At 64.8% G+C, this 23,999-nt stretch carries 25 protein-coding genes; 5 read left to right on the top strand and 20 right to left on the bottom strand.

The features are described from left to right. Positions 1-104 precede the first annotated feature (104 nt). The 3 genes from ABL840_RS05170 (at position 105) to ABL840_RS05160 (ending at position 4,790) form a co-directional block, all read left to right on the top strand. Positions 105-1,469: a dicarboxylate/amino acid:cation symporter gene (locus tag ABL840_RS05170; RefSeq protein ID WP_093207030.1), complete on the top strand. Its 1,365-nt coding sequence runs from the start codon at positions 105-107 to the stop codon at positions 1,467-1,469. A 77-nt stretch (positions 1,470-1,546) separates the two neighbouring features. Continuing rightward, the gene (locus ABL840_RS05165; RefSeq protein ID WP_093299280.1) at positions 1,547-3,409 is read left to right on the top strand and encodes a sensor histidine kinase; all 1,863 of its coding nucleotides are present in this window, start codon (positions 1,547-1,549) and stop codon (positions 3,407-3,409) included. A 7-nt stretch (positions 3,410-3,416) separates the two neighbouring features. Beyond that, the gene (locus ABL840_RS05160) at positions 3,417-4,790 is read left to right on the top strand and encodes a sigma-54-dependent transcriptional regulator (RefSeq protein WP_093299278.1); all 1,374 of its coding nucleotides are present in this window, start codon (positions 3,417-3,419) and stop codon (positions 4,788-4,790) included. 41 nt (positions 4,791-4,831) lie between these two features. Here the strand turns inward: ABL840_RS05160 and ABL840_RS05155 are convergent, their stop codons facing one another. The 4 genes from ABL840_RS05155 to ABL840_RS05140 form a co-directional block, all read right to left on the bottom strand. Next, positions 4,832-5,497 (bottom strand): tyrosine-type recombinase/integrase, encoded by a 666-nt coding sequence (locus tag ABL840_RS05155; protein WP_418116204.1) that lies wholly within the window; start codon positions 5,495-5,497, stop codon positions 4,832-4,834. Positions 5,498-6,157: 660 nt separating this feature from the next. Further along, entirely contained in the window at positions 6,158-7,501 is a 1,344-nt protein-coding gene (locus ABL840_RS05150; protein ID WP_093299275.1) for a tyrosine-type recombinase/integrase, read from the bottom strand. A gap of 299 nt (positions 7,502-7,800) precedes the next feature. Further along, complete coding sequence (locus ABL840_RS05145; RefSeq protein WP_093299272.1) at positions 7,801-8,469, bottom strand: hypothetical protein; 669 nt, start codon at positions 8,467-8,469, stop codon at positions 7,801-7,803. 46 nt (positions 8,470-8,515) lie between these two features. Further along, a complete protein-coding gene (locus ABL840_RS05140) occupies positions 8,516-9,265 on the bottom strand; it encodes an SDH family Clp fold serine proteinase (RefSeq protein WP_418116203.1) in 750 nt (249 codons plus the stop codon). A 638-nt stretch (positions 9,266-9,903) separates the two neighbouring features. Here ABL840_RS05140 and ABL840_RS05135 point away from each other — a divergent pair. Both ABL840_RS05135 and ABL840_RS05130 read left to right on the top strand, forming a co-directional pair. Beyond that, entirely contained in the window at positions 9,904-10,248 is a 345-nt protein-coding gene (locus tag ABL840_RS05135; RefSeq protein WP_093299267.1) for a hypothetical protein, read from the top strand. Positions 10,249-10,307: 59 nt separating this feature from the next. Further along, positions 10,308-10,553 (top strand): hypothetical protein, encoded by a 246-nt coding sequence (locus tag ABL840_RS05130; protein WP_093299265.1) that lies wholly within the window; start codon positions 10,308-10,310, stop codon positions 10,551-10,553. Positions 10,554-10,780: 227 nt separating this feature from the next. On the opposite strand, the gene ABL840_RS05125 is transcribed toward ABL840_RS05130, so the two are convergent. From ABL840_RS05125 to ABL840_RS05050, 16 genes are all read right to left on the bottom strand, one after another. Continuing rightward, positions 10,781-11,152 (bottom strand): hypothetical protein, encoded by a 372-nt coding sequence (locus ABL840_RS05125; RefSeq protein WP_093299262.1) that lies wholly within the window; start codon positions 11,150-11,152, stop codon positions 10,781-10,783. A gap of 33 nt (positions 11,153-11,185) precedes the next feature. Continuing rightward, positions 11,186-11,707 (bottom strand): DUF2514 family protein, encoded by a 522-nt coding sequence (locus ABL840_RS05120; protein ID WP_093299911.1) that lies wholly within the window; start codon positions 11,705-11,707, stop codon positions 11,186-11,188. Between the two features lie 127 nt (positions 11,708-11,834). Beyond that, positions 11,835-12,350, bottom strand: coding sequence for a lysozyme (locus ABL840_RS05115; RefSeq protein WP_143042887.1), 516 nt, complete (start codon positions 12,348-12,350; stop codon positions 11,835-11,837). Continuing rightward, the gene (locus ABL840_RS05110; RefSeq protein WP_093299260.1) at positions 12,347-12,580 is read right to left on the bottom strand and encodes a hypothetical protein; all 234 of its coding nucleotides are present in this window, start codon (positions 12,578-12,580) and stop codon (positions 12,347-12,349) included. The genes ABL840_RS05115 and ABL840_RS05110 overlap by 4 nt, the downstream gene beginning before the upstream one ends. Further along, positions 12,577-12,921: a hypothetical protein gene (locus tag ABL840_RS05105; RefSeq protein WP_093299258.1), complete on the bottom strand. Its 345-nt coding sequence runs from the start codon at positions 12,919-12,921 to the stop codon at positions 12,577-12,579. The genes ABL840_RS05110 and ABL840_RS05105 overlap by 4 nt, the downstream gene beginning before the upstream one ends. A gap of 8 nt (positions 12,922-12,929) precedes the next feature. Then, positions 12,930-13,706, bottom strand: a complete 777-nt coding sequence (locus tag ABL840_RS05100; RefSeq protein WP_093299256.1) for a phage tail protein — start codon at positions 13,704-13,706, stop codon at positions 12,930-12,932. A 170-nt stretch (positions 13,707-13,876) separates the two neighbouring features. Further along, positions 13,877-16,963: a lytic transglycosylase domain-containing protein gene (locus tag ABL840_RS05095; RefSeq protein ID WP_093299253.1), complete on the bottom strand. Its 3,087-nt coding sequence runs from the start codon at positions 16,961-16,963 to the stop codon at positions 13,877-13,879. Further along, positions 16,963-18,372, bottom strand: a complete 1,410-nt coding sequence (locus ABL840_RS05090) for a hypothetical protein (protein ID WP_143042886.1) — start codon at positions 18,370-18,372, stop codon at positions 16,963-16,965. The genes ABL840_RS05095 and ABL840_RS05090 overlap by 1 nt, the downstream gene beginning before the upstream one ends. Before the next feature lie 10 nt (positions 18,373-18,382). Beyond that, positions 18,383-19,207: a hypothetical protein gene (locus ABL840_RS05085; RefSeq protein WP_093299248.1), complete on the bottom strand. Its 825-nt coding sequence runs from the start codon at positions 19,205-19,207 to the stop codon at positions 18,383-18,385. Position 19,208: 1 nt separating this feature from the next. Next, positions 19,209-19,748, bottom strand: a complete 540-nt coding sequence (locus tag ABL840_RS05080; protein WP_093299245.1) for an aspartyl/asparaginyl beta-hydroxylase domain-containing protein — start codon at positions 19,746-19,748, stop codon at positions 19,209-19,211. Then, a complete protein-coding gene (locus ABL840_RS05075; protein WP_093299243.1) occupies positions 19,745-20,098 on the bottom strand; it encodes a cupin domain-containing protein in 354 nt (117 codons plus the stop codon). The genes ABL840_RS05080 and ABL840_RS05075 overlap by 4 nt, the downstream gene beginning before the upstream one ends. Next, the gene (locus ABL840_RS05070; protein WP_093299240.1) at positions 20,091-20,816 is read right to left on the bottom strand and encodes a hypothetical protein; all 726 of its coding nucleotides are present in this window, start codon (positions 20,814-20,816) and stop codon (positions 20,091-20,093) included. Before ABL840_RS05070 ends, ABL840_RS05075 begins: the two co-directional genes overlap by 8 nt. 1 nt (position 20,817) lies before the next feature. Then, positions 20,818-21,336 carry a hypothetical protein gene (locus ABL840_RS05065; protein WP_143042885.1) on the bottom strand — a complete coding sequence of 173 codons (519 nt, stop codon included), beginning with the start codon at positions 21,334-21,336 and terminating at the stop codon, positions 20,818-20,820. A 2-nt stretch (positions 21,337-21,338) separates the two neighbouring features. Then, positions 21,339-21,956, bottom strand: a complete 618-nt coding sequence (locus ABL840_RS05060; RefSeq protein WP_093299238.1) for a phage tail protein — start codon at positions 21,954-21,956, stop codon at positions 21,339-21,341. Continuing rightward, a complete protein-coding gene (locus ABL840_RS05055; RefSeq protein WP_093299235.1) occupies positions 21,953-23,404 on the bottom strand; it encodes a hypothetical protein in 1,452 nt (483 codons plus the stop codon). The genes ABL840_RS05060 and ABL840_RS05055 overlap by 4 nt, the downstream gene beginning before the upstream one ends. Next, positions 23,401-23,997 (bottom strand): phage adaptor protein, encoded by a 597-nt coding sequence (locus tag ABL840_RS05050; protein WP_093299233.1) that lies wholly within the window; start codon positions 23,995-23,997, stop codon positions 23,401-23,403. The genes ABL840_RS05055 and ABL840_RS05050 overlap by 4 nt, the downstream gene beginning before the upstream one ends. Positions 23,998-23,999 lie beyond the last annotated feature (2 nt).

Below are 23,999 nucleotides of genomic sequence, written 5' to 3'. Positions count from 1 at the left end.
AAGGCCGACTCGGGCATGCGTCGCCCGTGGCATGTCGATTGCTGAACCACCGGCCGGCCGCGCGCCTCCGATTCGGGGCCTGGCCACGAACTGGAGACAAACCGATGAGTCACCCCGTGGAACACACCACCGCCCCCAAGCCCTTCTACAAATCCCTGTACTTCCAGGTCATCACGGCCATCGTGCTCGGGGTGCTGCTGGGGCATTTCTATCCCGACACCGGCGCTTCCATGAAGCCGCTGGGCGACGGCTTCATCAAGCTGATCAAGATGATCATCGCGCCGATCATCTTCTGCACGGTGGTGGTCGGCATCGCCGGCATGGAGGACATGAAGAAGGTCGGCAAGACCGGCGGCATGGCGCTGCTGTACTTCGAGATCGTCAGCAGCATCGCGCTGATCGTGGGCCTCGTGCTGGTCAACGTGCTCAAGCCCGGCGCGGGCATGAACGTCGACGTGACCCAGCTCGACACCAAGAGCATCGCGGCCTACACCGGCCCGGGCAAGATGCAGAGCACCACCGACTTCCTGCTCAACATCATCCCGAACACGGTGGTCGATGCCTTCGCCAAGGGCGAGATCCTGCAGGTGCTGATGATCGCGGTGCTGTTCGGCTTCGCGCTGCACCGCTTCGGCGGACGCGGCACGCTGGTGTTCGACGTGATCGAGAAGGGCTCGCACGTGCTCTTCGTGATCGTGGGCTACATCATGAAGGTCGCGCCCATCGGCGCCTTCGGCGCCATGGCCTTCACCATCGGCAAGTACGGCGTGAGCTCGCTGCTGCAGCTCGGCCAGCTGATGGCCACCTTCTACGCCACCTGCCTGCTGTTCATCTTCGTGGTGCTGGGGCTCATCGCACGCTTCCACGGATTCAGCATCTGGAAGTTCATCAAGTACATCAAGGAAGAGCTGCTGATCGTGCTGGGCACCTCGTCCAGCGAATCGGTGCTGCCGCGCATGATGGCCAAGATGGAGAACCTGGGCGCGAAGAAATCGGTGGTCGGCCTCGTCATTCCGACCGGCTATTCGTTCAACCTCGACGGCACTTCCATCTACCTGACGATGGCGGCGGTGTTCATCGCGCAGGCCACCAACACCGACATGACGCTCACGCAGCAGCTCACCCTGCTGGCGGTGCTGCTGCTCACCTCGAAGGGCGCGGCCGGCGTCACGGGCAGCGGCTTCATCGTGCTGGCGGCCACGCTGTCGGCAGTGGGCCATGTGCCGGTGGCGGGCCTGGCGCTGATCCTGGGCATCGATCGCTTCATGTCGGAAGCCCGCGCGCTGACCAACCTGATCGGCAACGGCGTGGCCACCATCGTGGTCGCCAAGTGGACGGGCGACCTCGACACCGTGCGCATGAACCAGCACCTGAACCAGGAAAGCCCGGCCGAGGCCAACGAGCCCGAACTCGTGCTCGACGCCACCGAGACGCACATGCCCGTCAGCTCCGCGCGGCAGGCTTCCTGATCCTCCCTCCGGCCCCGCCGCGGGGCCATCGGGCTGCCACTAATGCGGGCGGCCCGGCCTTGTGCAATAACGGGCCCATGAATTCAAGGGAGCCGGCCCGGCGTTTCGATTCAACTTCCGACCAGGCGACAAGAGGATGGCGCGGCCTGCCCCGATGGGGCGGGGCGCTGGCCCTGGTGGCCGTGGCCGCCTTCGCCGGCCATCAGGTCGCCATGCAGACCGGCCTGGCACGTCTGCGCGAAGCCGCCGACCATCGGCTCGACATGCTCGCCACCGGCCTCGACGCCGACCTGGCGCGCTTCGACTACCTCCCCGCGCTGCTGGAGATGACGCCCCTCGTGCCGGCGCTGCTCGGCACGCCGGCGGACACGCGGCTGCGCGACTCAGTCAACCGCTATCTCGACGGCGTCAATGCCGCGGCAGGGGCGGAGATGCTCTACGTGCTCGACGCCTCCGGCACCTCGCTGGCCGCGTCCGACTGGGACAAGCCCGGCACCACCGTGGGCCAGGACCTCTCGTTCCGGCCCTACGTGATCGACGCGCTGGGGCAGGGCCGGGGCCGTTTCTACGGCGTGGGCATCACCAGCAAGAAGCCGGGCTACTACCTTTCGTATGCCTTGCGCCGGGGGCAGGCCTCGCGCGGCGTGGTGGCCGTGAAGATCAACCTGGAAGAGGCCGAGCGCGCGTGGCGCAAGCTGCCGGGCGACGTGGCGCTGATCGACCAGCGCGGCGTGGTCATCCTTTCCACGCGCGACGACATCAAGTTCAGGCCGCTGCTGCCGCTCGACGCGCTGCAGCGCGCCGAGGTGCTGCGCTCGCGTCCCTATGGCGAGGCCGCGCTCCAGCCGCTGCAATGGACGCAGAAGGAAGCGCTGGACCGCGACGTGCAGGTGATCTCGCTCGACGGCGTCGACCAGCTCGCCTCCGCCCGCACCCTGCGCGGCGCGCCGTGGCAGCTGGTGGTGCTCGACAACCTCGCGCCGCTGCACGTGGCGGCGCGCAACGCGGCCATCACGGCCAGCCTCGCGATGACGGTGCTGCTGCTGGTGGCCGTGGCGCTGTGGCAGCGCCGCCGCGCGGTGCGCCAGAAGCTGGCCAACCAGGCCGCGCTGCAGGCCGCGCACGACACGCTCGAATCGACCGTGGCGGCGCGCACCGCACAGCTTCGCGCCGCGCAGGGCGAGCTGGTGCATGCCGGCAAGATGGCCGCGCTGGGGCAGATGTCGGCGGGCGTGGTGCACGAGCTCAACCAGCCGCTCACGGCGATGCGCACGTTGTCGGAAAGCGCCGCCATCCTGCTCGACAAGAACCGCCTCGACGACGTGCGCGGCAACCTGGAGCGCATCCGCGGCATGGTCGACCGGCTCGCCCGCCTGACCTCGCAGCTGCGCACCTTCGCCTACAAGAGCGAGCTGCCGCTGGCGCCGGTGCTGCTGTCGCACGCGATCGCCGACGCGCAGGTGATCGTTGCCGAGGCCTCGAGGAAGCAGCGCGTCGCCATCGAGGTCGACGTGCAGCCGCCCGCGCTGAGCGTCATGGCCGAGGAGGCCGCGCTGGGCAGCGTGCTCGCCAACCTGATGCGCAACGCCATCGACGCCATGCAGGACGCGCCGGTGCGCACGCTGCGCCTTCAGGCGCGGCCGAAGGAGGGCCGCGTGGTGCTGTCGGTGACCGACACCGGCCCGGGCATCCGCCCCGACATCCTGCAACGCCTGTTCGAACCCTTCGTCACCGGCAAGGCTGCCGGCTCGGGGCTGGGACTGGGTCTCGTGATCTCGGCACAATTGGTGCGGTCCATGGACGGCACGCTGCGCGCGGCCAACCTGGACGGCGGCGGGGCCTGCTTCGTCATCGACCTGCCGGCGGCCATCGCCGTGATGCACGACAGCAGCAGCAACCCGCCGGTTCCCGACGCCCTTTCCATTGCACAACAGGAGTGATCCCCAAGTGAGCGAAGCCCCTGCCATCCGGGTGATGCTGATCGAGGACGACGAAGACGTCCGCGTGAGCACCACCCAGGTGCTGACCCTGGCCGGTTTCGAAGTCGAGTCCTTTCCCAGCGCCGAGCGCGCGCGCCCGCACATCTCGTTCGGCGTGCCCGCCGTCGTCATCAGCGACGTGCGCCTGCCGGGCCTGAGCGGCACCGAGTGGCTGCCCGAGCTGCGCGGCGTCGACCCCGAGTTGCCGGTGATCCTCGTCACCGGCCACGGCCACATCGCGATGGCCGTGCAGGCCATGCGCGAGGGCGCCTACGACTTCATCGAGAAGCCCTTCAGCTCCGAGCGGCTGGTGGCCATCGTGCGCCACGCCGTCGAGCGCCGGCAGCTCAGCCTGCAGGTGCGCGCGCTGCGCGACGCGCTGGAGAACTGGCAGGGCATCCAGTCGGTGCTCATCGGCCGTTCGGCGCAGATGCAGCAGGTGCGCCAGACCGTGAAGACGCTGGCCGAGACATCGGCCGACGTGCTGGTGTACGGCGAGACCGGCACCGGCAAGGAACTCGTCGCGCGCTGCCTGCACGACCACAGCGCGCGCCGGCGCCAGCATTTCGTGCCGCTGAACTGCGGCGGCCTGCCCGAGTCGCTGGCCGAGAGCGAGCTCTTCGGCCACGAGGCCGGCGCCTTCACCGGCGCCAGCCGCATGCGCGTGGGCAAGTTCGAGTACGCCAGCGGCGGCACGCTGTTCCTCGACGAGATCGAGAGCATGCCGATGGCGGTGCAAATCAAGCTGCTGCGTGCGCTGCAGGAGCGCAGCATCGAGCGCATCGGCTCCAACAAGACCATTCCCTTCGACTGCCGCGTGGTGGCCGCGAGCAAGGACGACCTGAAGGCCATGAGCGACCAGCAGAAGTTCAGGGCCGACCTGTACTACCGCCTCGGCGTGGCCTTCATCGAGCTGCCGCCCCTACGCGAGCGGCGCGAGGATATTCCGCTGCTGTTCGAGCACTTCACGCTGCAGGCCGCGAGCCGCTACGACCGGCCCGCCCCGCTCCTGAGCAACGCGCAGCTGGCCGACCTGATGGCCTACGCCTGGCCCGGCAACGTGCGCGAGCTGCGCAACGTGGCCGACCGCTTCGTGCTGGGCCTGCTCGGCGAGCGCCTGACGCAGACGCACGGCGGCGCCGGCGGTGGTGCCCAGGGCGTGCCCGCCTTGCCCCGCGGGCTGCCGCAGCAGGTGGAGTCGTTCGAGCGCGCCGTGATCGTCGAGGAGCTCCGGCGCCAGCGCGGCGACCAGCCGGCCACCGCCGCGGCGCTGGGCATTGCGCGCCAGACGCTGCACGACAAGGTGCGCAAGCTGGGCCTGACAGTGGACGAGTTCAAGTAGGGCTGTCGACAGCCGCTTCCCGCGGCCGGCCCCTCTTCAGTTCAGGCCTGGAAGTGGTAGCCGGGTGCCTCGCACGGCGTGCAGCGGCAGCGAGCCTCCGGCAACAATGTGACGAGATAGGGCTCAACGAACCGGTCGCGCGACAGCGAGTGCCCCAGGAGCTCATACCGGTAGCCCGCCACGGCCCCGATGCGGTCGACCACCAGCCCCTGCCCTGCCCCGCTGGCATGGCAGAAGTCCGTGCGCCGCACCTTGGCCCCGAAAAAAGCGCGACACTGGCACGTTTTAACCCCTGCGTGTCCGCGCCGAAGAAGAAGTGAGCCAGCGTTGGAGTGCCCCCTACGAGCTCCGACCCAGTTCCCAACGTGCTGCGGCAGCCGTGAGGCACCAACGACCTGCCCGTGTGACGTGCTTGTCATGCGGCGCATGCACGTCGTCAGACTGATGTCACTGAGCGACTGTAGCGGCTTGCGGCCGGGGAGTACGAGGCCCGAGCCCTCGATCCGATCCAGTGCCTCCAGCAGCTGGATTGCTTGCTTAGTCAGCGGTACGCTGTGCTCCTTCTTCGCTTTCATGAGCTCGACAGAGATGATCCACAGCTGCGCATCGAGGTCGATTTCGGCCCACCGGCCGCGCACTTCGCCCGGCAGCACGGCCTGGTCCAACGCCAGGGCACTGCATCCCTCCACGCCGCGCAAGTCAACCATGAACGCGCCCGCTTGGTCGACGGTCGAACAGGGTGGTGCGTCACCTTCTTGAGCTTTCGCGCACGGCCCATTATCTGGTCGACGTGGCCGCGCCAGCGCGCCGCGTTCGCGCCTTCCCGATAGCCGTGTACCAGAGCCCACTCCAGAACAGCTTCGTTGCGATCACGTGGCCGCTAGACGGTTTCGGTCTTCATGGTTCAGATCGCCTCCAGCACCGTCGGCACAGGCGATAGCTCGACGTCCTGTACCCGCAGTTCGCCGATCGTCGACATCACGTACAGGTCGACCGTGCTGGTCTATTGCGCTCGATGCTTGGCGTTCCTCCACTTCGAGACATGCTTTTGGTTCAGCCGACGAGGAGATTCGCAAGACGCTGTCCGGCGAATCGGCAGTGCGAGGAAGAACGAACGCATCGGCACGGGTTCTGAAAGCCAAATCCTAGACAGAAATTAGGTTCAATAAGAGGTCGCTCAATTAGTTGCTCGCCATACCGCCAGCCAACATCAAGAAGCTCGGTGGTGTAGATCAGAATACTTGGTATATTCGATCGGCAGGTTGCAACGCTTGCCTCGAAGCAAGGGGACTTTTCTCGCGACGAACGTCCTCCGATCGAGATCCGGCAAAGGTATGCCACTGCAGCGCGTCAGCATCGCTTTCGAATCAAACTTCGAGCTGAGCAGTGCGGTGGAAAGAGCCCGCCTCCTCCACGCCCATCTCGCTCGCCCTTCCCGTCGCAAACTCCGTGCAAACAGGCATCGCCAACGCGCTGTCCGCAGCCAGGTCATCAAGCAGATCCGCCCACAACTGAATCATCTGGCGCCGTTGATTCAGAAAAGTGGCGCGGTCATAGGCGCTTCCCAACTCCTCATCGGAGCCGTGTGCCAAATGCCGCTCGATTACCTCACGATCCCACCCCAACAGTTCGCGGATCAGCGTCCGGGCCGTGGCGCGAAACCCGTGGCCCGTGATCTGCTCTTTCGTGTCATAGCCCAATGTACGCAGCGCACTGTTGATGGTGTTGTCGCTCATGTACCGCGTCTTCTCGGAACGCTTCGACATGCTGCGGAAGATCGGCCCGCTAGGACCGGTCAGCGGATGGATATCGCGCAGAATTTCGACCGCCTGGGTCGGCAGCGGCACGAGGTGTGCCGGCGTGCGTACGTCTCGCTTCTTCCACTCCCTCAACTTCATCTTCTCGGGTGGGCAACGCCAAAGCGCCTGATTGAGATCTACATCTTCCCAATGCGCCAAGCGCAGCTGACCAGGCCGCTGGAACAACAAGGGCGATAGCTGCAAGGCCGCACGCGTGATGACATTGCCGTTGTACGCACGCATGTCACGAAGCAACTGGCCGAGCTTCTGCGGATCCGTGATGGCCGCATAGTGTCGAGTGCGAGGTGGCGGCAGGCCGCCCGTGCGACCGTTCACGAAGTTCCGAGCCGGATCTAGCGCGCCCACGTCGACAGCGTACTGGAACACATGCTGCACCGCTTCGCGCACTCGCTGCGCCGTCTCCAGATTGCCGCGCTCCTTGATGCGGTGCAGACATCGAACCACCTCGGTCGGCAAGATGGCCTCGATGGCGAGCGCACCGATCCAGGGAAAGACGTGCAGTTCTAGGTGGCGCATAACTTTTCCGGCATAGCCGGCCGACCATTCGCGGTCCTTCCACGCCTGCACATGCCAGGCCCGGGCGGTCAGTTCGAAGGTATTGAGGCGTGCGACACGAGCACGCTCGACCTCTACGCGCCGGGCCTCCCGGGGATCGACACCATCGGCGCGCTTCTCGGCTTCGAGGCGCGCTTTCCGGCGCGCCGTCGCGAGTGTCACCGCCGGGTAGTGACCGATACTGAGCTTGGCTTCTTTGCCGTGCCGCTTGTAACGATAGACCCACACTTTGCCGGTCGGTCGCACGCGAAGGTAAAGGCCCTCGCCGTCCGCCAGCAAATATTCCCTGTCACGCGGCGCTGCCGCCCTGATCTGAAGTTCGTTGAGTTGCCCCATGGTGTACCCAAAATCGACTGCGGTTGAAAGGCAGTCTGGGGTACACCGTGGGGTACACGCAAGAACGGGACTATGTGAGATCGGATGATGCCGCCTGAGCCGCCTTTTCAGGCTAAGTCCTTGATGTACAAGGACTTTTAAGCTGTCTTGGGTTTTACCGAGAAAGAAAGATGGTGGCCTGGGGCGGAATCGAACCACCGACACGCGGATTTTCAATCCATGGCACAAGCCAGCATCCACGCGGGTCTTGGCATCCCTACGGGAATATCCTCAAGAATCGACACCGCGACACTTGAGGCTTACAGGTCATCTGTTCCCGTCCTCGGGCTCGATTTATCAACCCTCCCTAGGCTCTGAGCAACGAAGAATGGGTCAGCCACCATGTACTCGGTGCCTTGCACCCGCACGAAGCCTGCCTGGCCATAGTAGGTTCTGAGCTTTCGGAGTGCCGCGGCCTTGTTGTCGGTGAACTCACCTAATCGCAGCTTGGCGAAGTCCTTTTGCCCACGCTCAGTCTTCATCCCACTTTCGAACTGCAGAGGAAACGGCTTCATCACCACGATTCCACAGCCAATTCCAAAGTGAAACTGGAGCCATCTCAGGACGTGGAGCCCGTAACGATTCCTTCTGTATTTGGGGAAGATCTCCAGACGGTCGAGGACGAGCATATTGGGAGCCCATCTCTCACCCCCCTTGAGTACCTTCGTGACCTTTGGAACGAACTCCATGTCATCGGTGTAAAGGCTGAAGTAGTCAACGGTTCGTGAGCTGCAATCGAAGACATCAAACATGTCCTCGCGTTCGTTCACCGCCGACTCCACATCAATAACGATGACCGAGAACCGCCCTATTGCGGTTGCGGCGTCATCGTCATCACGGAGCTGGACCCTTCCATCAATGCACTTGTGGAAGCGATTCGGCTCCGGATCGCTGACCAAGGTTGAATGGTTGTATTCGAGTACGAGCATATGCCCTCTATGGTCACGCGCGCGCGTGTGAAGGCACATCCTAGCTCTAGGGAGCGGGAGTAGGCGGTGGCTTGGGTGCTGCTACACCCGTACTGATACGGGCCGATTCGAAGAGCTTCGCCACGCCGTTCAACGGGCAGTCAAATTGATACATCGCGCGCAGCAACCAAAACTTCTTCCAAAGGCTCGAGTTCTGATCGCAGAAGGTCACATGGAACCCCAGAAGTTGAGCCTCCTTGTAATCGATGACAGAGCCATGGGAGTGGTAAACATTGCGAGTCGCCAGCTTCGCAATCACCTCGTCGATCTCTGTTGCGGCTCGGCCTTTCATCATCCCCGTGGACAAGAGGTCCCGAGCAAGCTTTTCCGTTTGCTGCTGCGCCGTTTGGGCGATCTGATAGTCAATCGCGTTGAATGAGCCAGGCGGTGCATTGAGCACGAAGTGCGCAGGAATTGCGCCCAATGCTGGATCAATTGGACCGAGTTCCGATTCCACACCGAGCACCACCGTTTGACCGCACATGGTCAATACAGTCCCGTTGCTCTTCGCACGGCGAGGAACAACCACCCTCAGATCTGGAGCCATTGCCCGCAATAGAGAACAGAGCTTTTCCGTGGCATCCGTCATGCCACCATTGGTCTCAAGCAGCAGATCGATTGGCTGCCCAACGCAGGTGTTCAGCAACTCAGCGAAGTGGACATCGTCTCCTGTGTCGATCTGAGCGCCAGTGTTATCGCAGTCAGTGAAATAGACCAACAGACTCCGGCCAGTCTCGGCCTGGATGTCCTCGATCAAGAGCTGCCGAAGATATCGGTCTTTGTGATTGACCCAGAAAAGCGGTGACTGCTTAGGAAGATCCGTGGTCCGAGGAAACGAATCCGCCATTGCTTACGCAGTCTGCAATTTCTTGGACGAAAGAACGCTTTCGAAAATGCTCTTGCCGGCAGTGAGTCGGTCGCTTGCGCGAGACAACTCTGCATACGGATCACGAACCGGCTGAGTCTTGACGACATCCGGAACGACCTTCTGCGGCTGCGGATGCTGAAGTAGCGTGGTGGGAGGCGTGTCAGCATTCCCACGTGCGCGAGGGAAGAGATTTGACATGACGATTCTCCGAGGTTACTTGCCGACGCTGACAAAAGTTATTGTGACGTGTATCTAGTGCTTTTGCGCCCTTTTCCGGGATTCCCCTACTGTCCATTTGTGCAGCGCAAAATCCAGCGGGATACTCCATCAGATCTAGGCATTTAGCTATATATATGATAGCAAACAGTTGCACAAACTTCACAGTGGATTGACTGTGCACACGTCTGCACAGTTCCTTGGGAAGAATTTCGGGCTCTCAGAATCATTCTGGAGATAAGGCGTTGGACCAGGAAGGACGCTGAAAGTCACCCTTAGTCGTTAGGCAGAAAGCTGTATATTCATACAGCATGTTCTTCGCCGACGTCACATTCCTGATGCGCAAGGGCCTCCGTCTCAAGCGGACGGAGCGCGATCCGCCGCGCCGCTACACGGTCACTCTGCTGGAGTCGGATCGGGACAAGAATAGTTCAGCCAGGAACACTGTCGAGGCGAGCCTGTACGTGAGCTACGGCACCGCTCAGATGGCAGGTCGAGGACGCCTGACAGATCCGGTGCTGATGCCATACAAGGGGTCTGGCTTTTTGTGGTCGGGGACGGAGTTGGATACAGAGATGATCGACGGCGAACCACGTATGAAGGAGTTCCGGCAGGTCTGGCACATCCTGCCGATTGAGCGGCAGAACGCTGATTAGCCGAGCCAAATGCGCCACCGCCCTCCGGCGACCTGTTTTTAGACCCCGACAATCCCTCCATGAGCCAAGCCGAATTCTTCCCCGCGGAACCCGCCGTCCTTTACACCCCAACTTGGTACAGCGACACCGAGCGCGAGGTGTGCCTCTTGCCGCTGGCACCGGGCGACTACAAGGTCACGCCCGGCCACGGTGCCGAGCGTTGGACGGTCACGTCGCTGAAGGACGGTTCGACGGTGTACAGCGGCATCGGGCCGGTCGAGGTCAGGAGCCCGCCCCCAGCGGGCCGAACTGGCGGGCGAGCGTGACCAAGCCGCCCCTGAGGCGACTGTTCATGGGCGGGACGGTAGCTCCGCTTCGGCCTTCTCGATCCACTCGATGCACTTGCGCTTCAAGGCCTCGACGCCATCAGCACGACTTGTACGAGGTCGGCTCAGCACCAGCTTGCTGGCGTCGGCTGACTGAATGATCGCCAAAGAAAAAGCCATCTGTAGAGGGTCAGTCACTTGAGCCGGTGCGCAATGCTGAGTCAAGGCTACTTGCGCTTCTGGCTTTGATATATCCCGGTTAGCGTGTTCGCCAAATCGTCTGCAACCGCAAAGATCAGTGCATCTGGCATCAGCGCGCACCCCCTGTCTAAGACCATTTTTATTGATTCAGGGTCTGGGACTTCCAAAACCATCTTGACAGTGGTGCCAGTGGAATTCTTGCTTGATAGGTATCCCTGTACCCAAGAGGTCATCATTGCCTGCGTGATGGTTTCCATAGCCTGCCCTGCCGGCGCCTTGCGAGCCTTGATCCAAACGTCGCATGAACTGTTGCCGACGCCACCGATTGCGACTTGCGCCTGTAGCAGACCAGTCGCACACAGCATGATTGCCGGGATAGCGTATCGAATAGATTTCATGAGCCCATTTTCCACGAGGCGGCGGGCTAGTTTTCAGGGCTCAGTGGCTCTGGCCCAGCGCTCACAGATGGCGCCAGCGGCACCGCGTTCGTCAGCGATTGCCGCCAGTTCTCCCGCTCGCGCGTCAGCCCTGCCGAACAGGTCGGCGAGCAAATCGAGGGGATCGGTGGTTGGCGGCCCTCCGGCGGCAGCGGCGGGCGCTGCGGTGGCTGCACGGATGGCGGCGCGATAGGCGGCGAGCTCGTCACGCAGCTGGCGAGCAGCACGGACAGCGTCAGCAGCATCGTCGCGCGCACGGGCAATCTGTTGTTGGCCATCTTGAATCACTCCATCGACGCGAGAGCGCCAGGTCTGTTCGGTGTTGCGGGCCGCACGCTCCGCGAGCCGGCCGGACTCGGCGGCCGTGGCGCGGTAGTCGGCCAGTTCCTTGCGCGCGGTCGCGGCGTCAGCGCGAGCACCTGCCGCGCGCGTGCGCTCGATGCCGGCCGTGGCCAGCGCAGCCACGAGCCCCAGGCCCAGCGCCCAGAGCAGCGGGGTTTTCAGATCAGGGAACATGTTCAGAGTCCCGGAAAAAGTGAACACGTCCGCCCGACATGCACGGAAATCGCCATTTCCTCTACACGTCGTCAAGGGCACGATGGCGCGATATGGCCTTCGCCACCGCACAGCGCGCAGTAAAGCTTCATGGGGCCTCCGCGAGCGTCAGGCACCAGTTGGCCTCGTACTGGCGTCGGTTCTGAAGCCCTCGCACGAACACTCCGCCGGCGTAGCTCCAGACCGGCCGGCCATCCGGCCCGCGCGCGAGAGCCTTGCAGGCCGCCTCGCGGTTGCCGTCGCGCATCAGCTGCGCGGCGCGGGAGCCGCATGCCGCCGACTTGCCGACGTTGATCGCGAAGAGCGTGAAGGCGTCGAAGCTGTTCTGATCCAGCTTGACGGCCGGGATGCAGGCCAGCACCGCGCGGCCGTAATCGGAGGCGGTCTGCGCGTCGATCGCGTCGCACTGCGCCTGCGTCAGGCGCTCGCCCACTGGCCGTGGCGGCTGGGTGCGGCCGCTGCAATAGGTCGGCAGGCCGCCGGCCAGCTTGTCGGCGTAGACCACCAGGCGCTGTTCCTCCCAACGGTGCATTGCGCCGAGCAGCGCAGCGCCGCCCAGCACCAGGGGCGCGGCCACCTTGACCGCGAGCTGAGCGCGGCTCACGACAAGCCTCCCGGCTTCGTCAGGCCCTGACGTTCAGCCCAGTCCTTCAGGCGGCGGCCCCACTCCGATTCCTCGCGCCACCACTTGCGCAGCAGGTACAGAATCTGGAGCACCACCAGCACGCCAGTCAGCACGCCGGTCCAGCTGATGTCCGCGTACCAAGCGATGCCGCTCGCGGGCGCGGTGCGCACGGCCAGCTCCGTTGCGATGTCCTTCAGCTCTTGCTTCATGCGCTCTCCTTGGCCGTGGCCCCCGTGAGTTCTTCGACGATCTCGCCGGCCGCGCGCAGGTGCGCTTCCAGCGTGCGTTTCAGCTCCTGCATGCGGTCCAGGACTTCGGCATCCGAAGGCGAGGGCGGCTCGGCCGCCGGTGGCGGAAGCCGGCGCACCTCCCATACATCCTTTCCCGGCACGTAGAACGGCAGCTCGATGCGGCTGTCCCAGCCACCAGGCGGCGGAACCTGCGTGGCCCAGGCCGGCACAAGGGCAGTGCCGGGTTGCAGCTGGCAGAAGTCCACCGGGCTGTTGCCCACGTAGGCCATCGTGTTGGGGTCGTAGTGGAAGACGTACATGTCAGGCCTCAGTACTTGATGAACATGGGGTAGGCGATGTTTCTGGGACGCCCCTCCGAACCTTGCGACTGGATCGAGATGCCGGTGGCGCTTGCCAGTAAATTGGAGGTCCGCACATCGGTCGCGATGTTGTGGGCATGAGAGCCAGCGGCGTCGGTGGCTGCAGCGGTTGGCGCATAGACCGTTGCGCTGGTAAGGCCGCTTGCGGCAACGACACCGGTGGAGGTCCATCCCGAATAGCCGTGCTGATGCGAACCTTGGCTGTCTGTGAAGCCCCCGTGCGAATGCCCCGTGTCGCCGTGGATATGCCCGGAATCAGTCACACTGTGCGTGTGCGGCGCATTCGCTTGCTCCTGATAGGTGCCCACAACGCGACTTGCATCGAGCCCCCGCGACTCGTCCAGGCCGCGGATGAACATCCCTCGGGTGTCTGGGAGACGGAACGTGGTCGAGCCATCACCTACAGAGAAGCGGCCCGAGCTGGTGGACGTCCAGGCGGCCTCTGATACGAGCCCCTGCGAGGACGCATAGGCGAACAACGCCGCATAGGTGGTGCGCGACACCAACGCACCGTTGGCCTTGATCCAACCCGTGGGCGTTCCCACAGTGCCGGCGAAGGCCAGAAGCGCGCCGACAGGCATTCCTAGGCCATCACGCAGCTGCGCAATGAATGCGCCGTGGTAGCGCAGCTGATCGTCGAGGGCCGAAGGTGGATCGACGGCGCCGTCTGGTCCATTCGAGGACGGGTTCGTTGACAGCGAGTTGATATCGGTGATGACTGCCATTGGTGGAACTCCAGAAACGAAAAAACCCGCCGAAGCGGGTTTGAAGGGGAAAAGGGTCGCGGCCTAAAATGCGCCGATGGAAGGTCTTAGCCCACACGCCCAATATCTAATCTGGAAAGGCATCGGCCTTTGCGTGTTGGTGTTCATCGTTAGCTTCGCCTACCGGCTCATCACCGGCCGGTCAATAACACAGGCGCGGCTCGATAGAGAGCCGGACCAAAAGAAGTAGAACCAACCAGCGCCGGCCGCTGCGCCTGCGACGCCAGGACCTGCTGATAGGCCGCGATGGCGCGGTCCAGTTCCTCCGGATCCGACAGCAATCCGCCAATGCGAGCCGCCTTGCCGCGCTTCGCCGACTCGCGCAACGCATCGAGCATCGGGCCAGTGAAGCGGCCGACGAACGGCGTCCGGCTGGCCAGCAAGTTCACCGCGCGGCTGTCGAGCAGCCCAAGCCCCAGGGCGTTCTGCACGTTCTGCGACGTGTTCGAGCCCGTAGCGCGGCCCAGGTCCCTTGCATCTGACGCGCGCTTGAGATCCGCGCCCACTCCCGTGAGCCGGGCCCGTTCTGCATCGTCGAACAGGCCGCGAATCGCACCGCCATGTGCGTCGAGCCAGTCATTGAAGGCCTTGCTGCGCAGTGTGCCGTCGCTAGTGACGCGCCGCGATGCGTCGGTGGTCGCGTAGCTCTTCAAGGATTTCAGCACTGGATCACCCAGGCGCATGCGCTTCAGCGCTTCGATGTCCTCGGCTTGCGACAGTCGCGGCGAGAAGAATTTCGGCGCGAGCTCACCGCCCTCCACCGAGTAATTGCCGTCCCCGCCCTTGCGGAACATGCCGGCCTGCGGGCCACGCGCGAAGCGATCCTGCTTGTCGGCGTGCAGGTCGATGGCCTTACGCCACTGCGCCACCACGTCGGGCGGAAAGTGCTCGCCCGCGTCGCCCTGCCCGATCTGCACCAAGTTCACACGCTTGTCGATGTCTGCCTTCATGCTGTCGAGCGCTGCAGCTTCCTTGTTGGCGCCGCGCATTCGCGCCTGCTCGGCTGCCTCACCAATCGAGCTGCGCAGGTTCTGCACGGTCTGGAAAGGCACGGTCTTGCGGATCACCTCGGCGCCCGGCGCCTCGCCCTGTGCGGCCTCCATGCCGGCGCGGAACACGTTGCTACGGTCCACACCCTTGGCGAACACCTTGTCCCCACCAGCGTGGATGCGCAGCACCTCCAGCAGCGTGGCGGGGTCCTCGTTGGGGATAAAGCCTTGCGCGTGCATCGCCTGCGCGAGTGTGTCGGGCGACTGGCCGCGGCCGTTCTGGATGATCGATCGCATGCCGCCGCCGGCCTGCTTCAGGTCGGCGATCTCGCCGGCCAATGCCTGCGCACCTGGCGAATCCTGCTTGATGCCGCCCAGCGACTTGATGGCATCCACGATGGTCTGCCCTTGGCGCCGCACACCGGGCGCCGTGGCAGCCGTGACGGCCGGCAGCACCTCGGTGCCCACATCAGTGGCCGTGTCGATGGCTGCCTGTGCCTTGCTGCCGGTGCCGAAGGTGCCCGGGCCCAAAAACTTGGCCTTGGATGCCTCCATCTCCGGCAACGGAAGGTAGAAGCGCGTTTCGTTGAAGGGATCGACTGCATCGAAAGCCTGCCGAACCTCCTTTGACGCAGCTGCGCGCGCGTCTGCTGCGAGCGGCGCGATGGTGTTGCCGAAGTTCGTTCGCGCCGCAGGGAGATCGGCAGCCACCGGGGCGATGTCGTTCACCACACCGAGCCGGGCCGCGTTCTGCGCTTGGTCCTTGGCGATCAGGGCGGGAGCCCCACCAGGCGCATTGCGCACGCTGCGCTCGAGTTGCGAAATCTCGGGGTTCTGCAGGATCTGCGCGACGGTCGGCCCTTCAGGCACGATGTTGGGGCCCTGCTGCTGCAGCGCCGCGCGCACTGCGGGAATATCGGCGGGCACGATACCGCCAGCCTGCAGGATTGCGCGCGCGTCGGTTGCGGACTGAGGCGCGAAAAGACGCCTAGCACCAGCAGCGAGCAAGTCTCCACCTTTCGCCAGGCCAGACAGTGCTGGCGGCAGCACCCCCCCTATACCCGCACCCAGCAGCGCCTCATCGGGGTTGATAAGCCCCGCCGAAGCTCCGCCGGTGGCTGCACCACCCACACCGCGCAGCGCCACGTTGCCAGCCTTGCTCACCAGCGTGGTGGGTGCAAGCCCCGTGCGGAAGCCACCGGTAGCGATAGCGTCAGCCAACGGCGCGAGCACCGGCGCGGCAGCGCGCACTGGCGCGGCCACGGCACCGCCGACAGGCATCGTCGCGATGACGTTGCCGGCGATGCGCCCACCAGTGAACCAGGGATTGCCGGCGTTGTCGCGGTAAAACGAATCCAGCGATGCCGCGCGCTCGGCGTTCGCCTTCTCGGCTCGGCTCGCGGGCTGCTGCCCCGTCACCAGCGTGGAGACGCCGCGCTCCGGCCGGCGCACGTTCTCAGGCACCATCCACTGCACATCCGGATTCGTCGGCATGGCATCCGCGCCTACCTTCGTTCCCCTGTTCATGAGCGTTTGACCGAGATCCGCAAAACCGCCGGCCAAACCCTTCAGCGCCGCCGGTACGTCCGGATCGATGTCCAGGGCTGCCAGCAGCGGCCCCGCGAAGGGAATCGCAGCGGTGGCAGCTCGGCGCACCGGATCGGAGCCCGTGGCCTGCTGCTGTGGCTGCTGGGTACGCGCCGGTGCCGGCGCTCCGGTCGGTGCCGCCGGCTGCGCGAACTTCGCGCCGAGCTCGGCCCACGGATCGGGCTCCTGTGCGCCCTGGCGGGCGCCGGGCGCGAACTGCGCATTCAGCGTGGCCCAGTCGTCTGAGGGCGCATCTTGTTGGGGTGCGCGTGCTTGAGGTTGTCCCATGGCGGCCGTGACCTCCCTGATGTAGTTGCGCGTTTCCGCGGGGGCGGCATCCATGCCCTTGCGAGCGAGATTCCCCTGCCCCCAGTTGTAGGCGGCCAGTGCGCGCGGCAGATCGCCGCCGTACTGGCGCAGCAGGTCCGAATACATGCGCGCGGCGCCCGTGGCAGCCTGCGTGAGGTTGTTGGGGTCTGCCACACCGTACTGCTGCGCGGTGGCATCCATGAAGCCCATGTGGCCCTTCGCGCCCTTCGGCGACAGCATCGCGCGGCCGCGGCTCGACTCCTGCGCCCACACGGCATCCAACAGCCCGGCGGGCAGCCCGAACTGGCCTTCCAGCTGGTTGAAAAGCTCCATCAACGGCTCCAGCGCTGCAGGACCGGATCCGCCCAGATCGACCCCTTGATCTTCCGCCACTCGCGATCCACGCGCGTGAGGTCGCCGGACTTCTGCGCCAGCGGCAGAGCCGCTTCGTAGTACTGCGCGCGGCGCTGGTCTTGGTTGGCCTGTGCCTGGGCCAGGTCGAGGATGAAGTCATTCGCCGCTGGTGTGTTCTGGAGCGACACATAGGTCTGGTTGATGCGCTTCGCGTCGCCTTCGGTCGCAGTGCCCTTCTGCTCGACCTGTTTCTTCATCAGCCGATCCATGGCCACCGACTGGAACTTCTGCGCATTGGTCGCGAACATCTCGGCGTTTTTCGGTGCAATGCCCATGCCGGTCAGCACGTTGGCAGCGGTCGCCTTCGCATCGGTGCCCCACCCCGTTTTCAGGTCGATGGTGCGCAGGGCCTGAATGTTGGTCAGCGCGTCCGAAGCAGCGTTCCCGGCATCCAACGTCGGCTGATAGGCGTTCTTGATCCAGTTGTCATTGAGCGCCGTCGCCGACTGCTGGCGCACCGGATCCCGGCCGGCCATGAAGCCGCCCTGCGCCGGCGCACCGCCCGCTACGGCGCCGCCTTGGCCAGCACCACCGGCACCAGTGGCACCGGTGGCCACGGACAGCCGCGGCACGTAGTAGGTGTTCCCATCAGCGCCCACCACCGCCTGCGGATCGAGCGCGGCCTGCGTGGTCTGCCGCTCGCGGTCCGCGCCCACGGTGAAGGGATACTTCGCGGCCTCGGTTGCGCGCGTAGTCGCGCCGGCTTCCACGCCCTTGATCGCGGCATTCGAGGCCATGTAGCCAGCGACCGGGCGGACGGCACCATCCGGGCCAATCTCCTGCCCCACGTCAAGTTTCGGCAGGTATCGCACGGCACCCGTCATCGGGTCCTTGTAGTAGTTGCCGGCCACCTGCTGCACGCCGTCCGTGGCGTACTTGTACTGGTTGAACAGGTTCTCCGCACCCTTCATACCCATTGCAGTCATCAGGCCGATGTCGCTCAGGTTCAGCGGATAGGCGCCACCAGCACCGCCGGAAGGAACGGCGACGCCAGCACCACCGCTGCCGCCTCCAGCACCAGCGCCGGAAGGAGCGCTGCCCACGGGCATGGGAGCGACGCCAGCACCGCCGGCAGGGCTGCCTCCTGCAGGCGCACCGCCACCGGCGAAGCGGCTGGCAAGCAGGCGGCTCAGCTGCATCTCCTGCGCGGCCTTCTGGAGCGCCAGCTGCTGCTGCGCATTGGTGACCTGCTGCGCCTGAAAATTCTGCAGCGCACCGGCGATGCGCTGACCGGCGCCCATTGGCGTGGGCGAGTAGCCGCCGGCCGCGAGCAACTGCAGGCCGAGTTGCGCATCCGGCTGCTGGAGGAAATCGAAAAGTCCTGGCATGACGCCTCCCTTACCAAGCGGTATTGCCCGAGGCCGCGGCCGCTGCATTGGCGCCCGTGTCGCCGATGCCGCCGCCGGCAACCATGCCCGGGCCGCCGCCCGAGGTCCAAAGGTACGAGAGCGGGTTCGCCGGCTGCAGCTGGTACGCGCTGGCCTTGCGTCCGTAGATGTCGTTCGGATCCGCACCGCCGTTGGCGAAGTACTCCGACATGTCGCGGTAGGCCTGCGTGCCGGGCTGCGGCATGGGCATGCCGTACTTGAACGAGCCGTAGCCACCGGCGCCAATGAGGCTGCCATCCGCGTTCTGGCCCGTGCGGTTCATGCCGTTGAGAACATCGCCCTGTTGCGTGAAGGTGCCCGACTGCTTCGGCGCCGTGTCGGCGGCCGTGCTTGGCGGCTTCGCGTTGAGGACCGAGCGCTGCCCGAGGTTCGGATCGCCCTCCGACAGCAGACCTGCCCAGTTCCAGGCCTGCGGCCGCGCGCTCGGGTTCTTCGGGTCGAAGCCGACCTGCTGACCGCCGATCTGGCCCAGCAGACTGGGCACCAGGTTGCGCATGTAGTCGTTCAGCGCATAGCTGTTGTCGTAGGCGGCCTGCTGCTGCGGGCTGAATGGGCTCGCCGTCAGCTGGTTTTGCAGGTTCATGCCGCTGACGATGTTGGACATCATCCACGGCTGCGCCATGGCCCACGGCTCACTCGACGATTGCTGGCTGCTGCCACCACTGCCGCCCTTGCCGTCCGCCATCACGTTGTTGACGACGGTCCCGCCGATGGCGCCGACGACGCCCCAGGGCATGCGCGGCATCGCGCGCTGGTGCTTGAAGAAGAGAGGCATGTCAGATCCTTTCCGTCTTGATGCAGACGATCATGGTGATGCGGTCCACCGGGCTGTCGTTGGTCACCCAGTGCGTGTAAGCGTTGTCGAACCAGTAGATGTCGCCGGGCACCGTCACGAGCTTTTCATCCTCGAAGTGAAATGCCTGCTCGGGTGCCGCCGAGATCTGAACGGCGAACTTCTGGTAGTAGCGCGCGTGCCAGCCCGGGTCCGTATGCGGCTTGCAGACCTGACCCGGGCGAATGCGCGTGATGAGCACGCCACCCAGGCGCTCGCCCTCGACGCCAGCCATCAACGGAAACACAATCTTGCGCACGGGCAGCACGTCGGCCGGCGGATACCAGATCGAGTCGTGCGAGCCGTCCGGCTGCATCGTCTCCGGATCGGCGAAGCGGGCCCAGATGTCGGAGAGGCCGTGGTGCGGCGAGTCCTCGGGCGCGGTGCGCGCGGTCTGCTGGTCCCACAGTTCCGGATGCGCCTTCAGTGCTGCGCGCATCGGCTCGACGTTGAGGCCCCGCCAAAGCAGCTTGATGTGGCTCATCGTGCGAGCCCCCTTGCAATGTCCTGCATCTCGCCGTGATCACTCCCGTCCGCGATCAGCACCTCATCGACAGCGGCCGGGTCGGTGCAGTCGGTCGCGTGGATGCAGTACCAGACCACATCCGTGAGCGCGCGGATTCCGTGATGCTTGCCGGCTTCGATGGTGATGCAGGCCGGCGCCGCAAGAACCGAGCGCACGCCGCCTACCTGCATTTCCACGGTGCCGATTGCCAGGATTGAGAGATGCGCGTGTTCGTGCTTGTGCTGCACCAGCACCTGGCCGGCCTTGACGTGCGTTTCCTTCGCGTACACGCCGCCTCCGAAGTGGTGGACGATGCCGAGCTCAACCATAGGACACATCCGGCGAGTAGCCGTTCTGCTGGAAGGTGTTGCCGTAGCCGTTGTTCTGGGCGTTCTGGTTGATGCTCTGGTAGCTGTCGCCGCCGTTCCACCACTTGCCGAACGCATTGCCGAGCTGCGCGCCGCCGAGCGCCGAGGTGATCGGGCTGGTGCCGCCGCCGCTGGTGCCGGTCGTGCTAGAGGTCTGTCCGCCGCGACCCATTGCGCCGGCCAGATTCGAGAACTGCGTGAGGTAGTTCAGCGGCGTGTTCTGGTAGTTGGTGCTGTTCGTGATGTCCTGGCCGTTGAGGCCGCCGAGCATCCCGAGCAGCGACAGCCCCGTCTGCAGGTTCTGCTGGTTCTGGCCGTAGGCGTCGTTGTAGACCGAGCGGTCGAACTGGTTCTGCCATTGCTGGTTGTTCGTGTCGAACTGCTTCTGCCATTGGTACATGCCCTGCTGCTGGCTGTAGTCGTTGAAGCGCAGCTTCGATGCGAGATCGCCGAGGCTGGTTTGCAGCTGACCCTGCGCCGCAAGGTTCGCCGCATCGATGCCCGAATTCCCGAAGCTGCCCGAGCGCACCATCGCTGCATTGAAGGCGGGCTGCGTGGTCCGGTTGAAGTTGTTCACCATGTCCCGCGAGGACAGGTCGATGATGGACTGCAGATTCGGGTTGTCTGCACCCAGGAACGGGTTACCGCCCATCCCGAGATTGGAGGTGTCGATTGCCATGTCAGGCTCCTTGTTGATCGGGAAGGGTCAGCGCAGGGAGCATCGCCAGAAGCTCCGCGCGTGTGGGTTCGGCGATTTCGCCAGCCAGGTACAGCGCCAGCACCTCGTAGCACTTGGCATTCACCGCATCCATCCAGATGGCATAGGCCATGCCTTCATCGTGAAATGGCCCCGGGAACCCGGCCCGCAGCGCAGCTGAATGAATGCTGTCGTACCTCCGCGCACGCGCGGCAGCATTCAGCGTTTCGTCTACGGCTGCCTGAAGAGCCGCGATGCGCTCCTCCAGCGAAGGCGGCCCCGGTGGCGGCGGAGGTGGAGGAAGCGCTTTCAATACCCATCCGCCATCAATTGCCGCACACACCTCGGTGGCGGCATCGAATGGCGGAGGCGCCACCTCAAGACAACTGCCAGGCACCAGCCAGACGCCCGGCTCTTCCGGCGACATATCGGTTTCGTCGAGATCGACGGCGCCGATATATAGGCCTGCGCCGTCGTATGCATAGACAGTTTTGGTGCTCATGATCAGTACTTGATGCAGGCCAGCAGCGCAACGTTGCGGCCCCGCGTTTCCGATGCGGCCCGCGGCGTGCCGAAGCCGTTTGCAATCGCATCGCGCGCCTCAAAATGAGTGAGGCCAGCCAATGCACCGGAATTCGCATTGACGGTGCTGCTGAAGTTGTAGAAAAGGTTGTTTGTGCCCGCGGCCGTGGTCAGGGCATAGACCTTCAGGCCGAAGCCTTGGAATGCATCGAGCTGGGAAGACCCGAAAACACGGCCGGTATCCACCCCGCGGCCATCGTCCCAGCCTCGCGGGAATTCGCCGCGCAGATCCGGCAGGTTGAAGGTCGTCGTTCCGTTGCCGGCCCCGAAGGTTGTGCCAATTGCAGCGAAAAGCGCGGCATAGGCAGTGCGCGACACCGCAGCCCCATTCGCCTTCAACCAGCCAGGCGGAGCGCTGTTCGCGGCGAAGAGCCCAACCAATGTTGGAGGCGCCGCCTGTGCTATCAGTGTTGTCAGCGCGGCATCAGACTTCACGGTCTCGTCGCTGTTCGCGTTGACCACCAACACCACTTTCCGCGCCCACTCCACAACAGAGGCGATGGCGCCCTGCAGGCGTGGCTCGGCGTCGAGCTTCTTCATCGATCCCCCACAGGAATGGCCTTCACATCGAAGGCGGTTGCCTGCACGTCGCCCGTCATGTCGATACGCACCCGATGGAATCGGGCCGACTGCCGCAGATCGAACTTCCCATCGAAGATGCCGCTGGAAGAACCCTCCACGAGGTCATCTCCTTCGTTCATCTTGATGAAGCCGGTAGCCAGCGCGGTGGCGGCCGACTTCGTGAACCGGGTGCGGAAGCGATCGATCATCGTCACCGCGTCGTCGTCACCGAGATCGCCGGTTGTGAAGCTGGATGAGGTCGAAATCCCGTTGAGCGAAACCAGCTGGTTGCTGCTGTTGAAGTAGGCCGGCAGCTGGCCGCCGCCTACCCAGAACTGCGAATCGACGGGCACATTCGGCAGCGCGTCGATGGTTGCGGCGATGGCGTTGAGGCCGTCGATGGTCACACCCGGCGCGATGTAGTTCAGCGAGGCCTGCGCGACCTGATCCGCAACGCCCCAGCGCTGTCGCTTGACGTGGTAAACCAGCGTACAGTCGAGCACACCGATGGAGAGCTTCGACGCGAAATTGATGCGCACCAAGCCGTTTTGCTTGTCGTAGGTGCACTGCGTCATGAACCGGTAGACCGGGTTCGAGTTGTCGATGAACCAGCGCCGCACCACGCCCTCGGCGATGGACGCCGGCCGCGTGCCGTCGAAGAGCCAGAAATCGCCCTCGCTGGCGAAGAAATGCGCCCCGCCGATGTCACACACCGCGTCCTGGCCCACCGCGCCGGCGTCAGCGCCAGTGATGAGGGTCCATTGCCACTGTGCATCGCCACCCACGAACGAGCCCAGGAACACGCCCCGGGCCTTGTAGGCGATCACATAGTCGCCCAGCGGCAGCGCGGCCTGAATCGGCCCCTCGACAGCCACTAGGCGGCCGGTGGTCGGGCCGCCCTGCGCCGGCGTCCAGTTCGTCTGGTCGTTCTGCGCGCAATTCCACCACCGGTCAGGCGACACGCCGAAGGTCGCGTCGTTCGTGTTGAAGGCGAGAACGAAGTTGTTGGACGCGCTGACAACGATCTTTGCGCGTGGCGCGGTTGGCACGTCCGAGAAGGCTGCCGCCGTGGACTGCTGCATCGGGTCCACCAGGTTGGATGCGATGGTGGTGTCGCCAAACTGGCAGTACGACCAGCGCGATTCCGTCGAGCCGGTGTAGCTGCCGGCCTTGCTGCGGTCGGTCCAGGTGGTGCCGGCGAGCTCGTAGAGCTTCGTCTGCGTGCCAGCGAACACCCGGCGCGTGCCACCCAGGCGCGTGGCCACCACTGCGCCACGGCACGGTGCTGCCAGCGCGGCCACCGCCACGGCCACCGGCGACGGGGCGCCCTTGAAGCCCGCTTCGAACGGGATGAAGTTCGCGCAGGCCGTGAGCACGCCCACCGTGGTGGGATCGGCATCCGGTGCGAAGCCGATGATCGGGCTCATCGCGGGATCACCCTCAACGGCGAACCGCTGTGCTTCGCCTTCGCGTCTTCGACGTGCAGCGATTCGACGATGCCGCCGTACAAGCCAGCCCACGAGGCCGCGTCGTCCTTCTTCTTCACGAAGAGGCAGGCCTCGGCCAGCGCGGCATAGAGGTACAGATTCGGCTTGCTGGTCAGCAGCCAGTTCGCGCCCGTCGTCGCCAGCGGGTCGAGTTGCTTGTAGTACCGCGCATCCAGCGTGTACACGCCATCCGGCGTCGGGCCCAGCACCAGCTGGTCGCCCTCGATGGTGTAGTAGGCAGGCTCACCGGAGCCCTGGCCGAAGCGATCGGCAATCTGTTCCGAGGTCAGCAGGTCGATGGGGCGGTCGTTGTAGCGCAGCGCCTCGAACTCCAGCCAGCCGGCCGGCAGCGGCACGGTGCCGTTGGCGACAGTGCTCAACTGGATGGTGGTCAGCAGCCGGCGCACGCGCAGATCCGTCGCGATCCGCGACTCGGCCAGCGAGATGAAGTCCGGCACGACGGCCACCAGGTCGCCGCGGTTCATCCAGTTCGCCACGGCCGCCTGCAGCGTGGTGTAGCTGTTGATCGCCATGG

It is taken from the genome of Variovorax sp. NFACC27 (assembly GCF_048301545.1).
Lineage (GTDB): Bacteria > Pseudomonadota > Gammaproteobacteria > Burkholderiales > Burkholderiaceae_C > Variovorax > Variovorax gossypii.
This window is presented reverse-complemented; position numbering and strand designations above follow the sequence as displayed.